Annotated in this window: 3 protein-coding genes; 1 reads left to right on the top strand and 2 read right to left on the bottom strand. The window is 71.4% G+C overall.

Features of this window, described 5'->3' with window-relative positions; genetic code table 11:
• Positions 1 to 616: ATP-dependent metallopeptidase FtsH/Yme1/Tma family protein (locus tag KBA23_RS16730; protein WP_290743381.1), on the bottom strand; the 616-nt coding region annotated here is incomplete at its 3' end.
• A gap of 167 nt (positions 617 to 783) precedes the next feature.
• Positions 784 to 1,431 carry an RlmE family RNA methyltransferase gene (locus KBA23_RS16735; RefSeq protein WP_290743383.1) on the bottom strand — a complete coding sequence of 216 codons (648 nt, stop codon included), beginning with the start codon at positions 1,429 to 1,431 and terminating at the stop codon, positions 784 to 786.
• Positions 1,432 to 1,600: 169 nt separating this feature from the next.
• On the opposite strand from KBA23_RS16735, the gene KBA23_RS16910 reads away from it, so the two are divergent.
• Positions 1,601 to 2,584 (top strand): YhbY family RNA-binding protein, encoded by a 984-nt coding sequence (locus KBA23_RS16910; RefSeq protein ID WP_366935329.1) that lies wholly within the window; start codon positions 1,601 to 1,603, stop codon positions 2,582 to 2,584.
• The last annotated feature ends 88 nt before the right edge of the window (positions 2,585 to 2,672 follow it).

A 2,672-nucleotide genomic window follows, 5' to 3' on the forward strand; every position in this document is an offset into this window, starting at 1 on the left:
CCTTGGCGAGCAGCGTCTTGCCGGTGCCGGGCGAGCCGACCATGAGGATGCCGCGCGGAATGCGTCCGCCCAGCTTCTGGAACTTCGACGGGTCGCGCAGGAACTCGACCAGTTCGGCCACCTCTTCCTTCGCCTCGTCGCAGCCCGCGACGTCGGCGAAGGTCACCGTGTTGTTCGCCTCGTCGAGCATGCGCGCCTTGCTCTTGCCGAACGAGAACGCGCCGCCGCGCCCCCCGCCCTGCATCTGGCGCATGAAGAAGATCCAGACGCCGATCAGGAGCAGCATCGGGAACCACGAGATGAAGATCTGCGCGAGGAAGCTCTGCTCCTCCTCGGCCTTCGCGTCGACGCGCACGCCGAACTTGAGCAGATCGGACACCATCCAGATGTCGCCCGGCGTCGTCGTGAGGAAGCGCTTCTTGTCCGTCGACGTCCACTTGATCGTCCGGCCCTCGATCACCGCGGACTCGACCTTGCCCGCCTTCGCCGAGTCCATGAACTCGGAGTACGGGATCGTGTCCTTGGTCGTCTGGCGCGCGTCGAACTGCTTGACCACGGTGAGGACCACCAGGCCGATCACGAGCCAGATGCCGATGTTCTTGAGCAGGTTGTTCACGTATCGCTCCTAGACGCGGCGCCCGGGGGCGCCCCGTTCCGCCCGGAAATCCGGGCGTTTGCCCCGAGACGGTTCGCCTCGAGGGAAAAAATCATTCTACCCCAGCCCCTGCAGGCGCCCCTGGACAGACAGGCCGCCCGTCCGGTCACGCGTCCCGCCCGTGCCGGTCATCCGCCCGAGAACCCCTTGCCGACCAGGAAGACCTCCCGGCTCCTGTCGCGGCTCGCCTTGGGCTTGCGCAGGTAGACCTTGTCGAACCGCTCGCGCATCGACTTCTCGAACTCGGCCAATCCCGCCCCCTGGAAGACCTTGACAGCGAAATCGCCTCCGGGTTGCAGATGCTCGCCCGCGAACGCGAGGGCGAGGTCCGCCAGGCCGACGCTGCGCGCCTGGTCGACGGGGTCGATGCCCGAGAGGTTGGGGGCCATGTCGGAAACCACAAGGTCGACAGGCCTCCCCGCGAGCACGGCCTCGACGGCCGCGAGCCCCTCGTCGGTCGCGAAGTCGGCCTGCACGAACGCGACGCCGGCGACCGGATGCATCGGCAGCACGTCGACCGCGACGATCGTCGACTTCGGTCCGAGCCGCTCGCGCAGCACCTGGCACCAGCTTCCCGGCGCCGAGCCCAGGTCGACCGCGACGATGCCGGGACGCAGGAGCTTGTCCCGCTCGTCGAGCTCGAGCAGCTTGAACGCCGCCCGCGACCGGTAGCCGCGCCGCTGCGCCTCCTGCACGTACGGGTCGTTGACGTGGTCGTGCATCCACGCCTTGCCGAAGCGGTGCTTCTTGCGCGTGGGGTTGAGGGGGCCGGGCATGGGAAAGCGAACGGCGAAGCGGACGGGGAGGAACGCTTGAGGTCCCTATGCCGCCAGGCCACGCACTGCATTGTATAGATCGCCGTGGAACCGGCGGCACGCGCGCCCGTCCCGCCGCCGGTCGCCGGCCGCCAACCGCTGCTGCGGGACGTTCGGCTACACTCGCCGCATGATCACGCTCACTCCGTCGCAGCGCCGCGAACTCCGGGCGCGCGCGCACCCACTCCATCCGGTCGTCGCGATCGGCCATGCCGGGCTTTCCCCCACGGTGCTGCACGAGATCGACGTCGCGCTCGGCGCGCACGAACTGGTCAAGGTGCGCGTGCATTCGGACGACCGCGACGAGCGCGAGGCGCACCTCGCGGGAATCTGCGAGAGCCTCGACGCCGCACCGGTACAGCATCTGGGCAAGATCCTGATCCTCTGGCGGCCGGCCCCGAAGCCCGAGCCCGAGCCGCGCCGACGCGAGAAACCCGCGAAATCGCCGGGACGCCGTCGCGAATCCCTGGGTGCGCCGTCAGGCGGCGCGGGGCGGCAACGCCCGCCGCAGGACGTCGGTGCACATACCTCGAAGCATCGGCGGGGCGCCGCGCGCCATGCCCCCGGTGAATCGGCATTCCGGGACGACGCGCCCCGGCCCCGCCGCGGCCCGTTGACCGACTCCCCTCCGCCCGCGGGTGCGCCGCGCCGACGCCTTGCCGGAGCCAAGCTGCCTGCGGCGTCCGGGGAGCGAAAGTCGGCGACGGGAAAGCGCCCGGCCTCGGGATCGAAACGCCCGCCGAGGGAGGCGAAGCGCCCGCCTTCCGGTACGGCGTACGCGCAGCGGGAGGGCAAGCGCCCGCCGTCAGGAGCCAAGCGTCCGCCGCGGGAGGCAAAGCTTCCGTCCTCCGGTGCGAAACGTCCGCCGCGGGAACCGAAGCTCCCATCCGCCGGAGCGAAGCGCTCGCCGAGGGACCCGAAGCTCCCGTCCTCCGGCGCCAAGCGTCCGCCCAGGGAGCCGAAGCTCCCCTCCTCCGGTGCGAAGCGGCCGCCCGCCGGGGCGAAGCGCCCGCCCTCCGGCGCCAGACGTCCTCCGGCGACCGCGGGCCGCGGTCCGGCCGGCGGAGCGCCGACGGCCGTGCGTCGTCGTCGCCGGCCCACGGGCGGACGATAGCGCGCGGCCTGCAGCGCCAAAGGATCCGGCGCGCTGGCGCGGGTCCCGCCGACAGCCATGCCCGAGACGCCGCCGCCCTCCCCCGTGC

The organism is Amaricoccus sp. (assembly GCF_017995835.1).
Taxonomy (GTDB): Bacteria; Pseudomonadota; Alphaproteobacteria; order Rhodobacterales; family Rhodobacteraceae; genus Amaricoccus.

Coding starts and splice junctions, on each gene's coding strand:
- KBA23_RS16735 (WP_290743383.1), bottom strand. CDS start 1,431: ATGCCCGGCCCCCTCAACCCCACGCGCAAGAAGCACCGCTTCGGCAAG.
- KBA23_RS16910 (WP_366935329.1), top strand. CDS start 1,601: ATGATCACGCTCACTCCGTCGCAGCGCCGCGAACTCCGGGCGCGCGCG.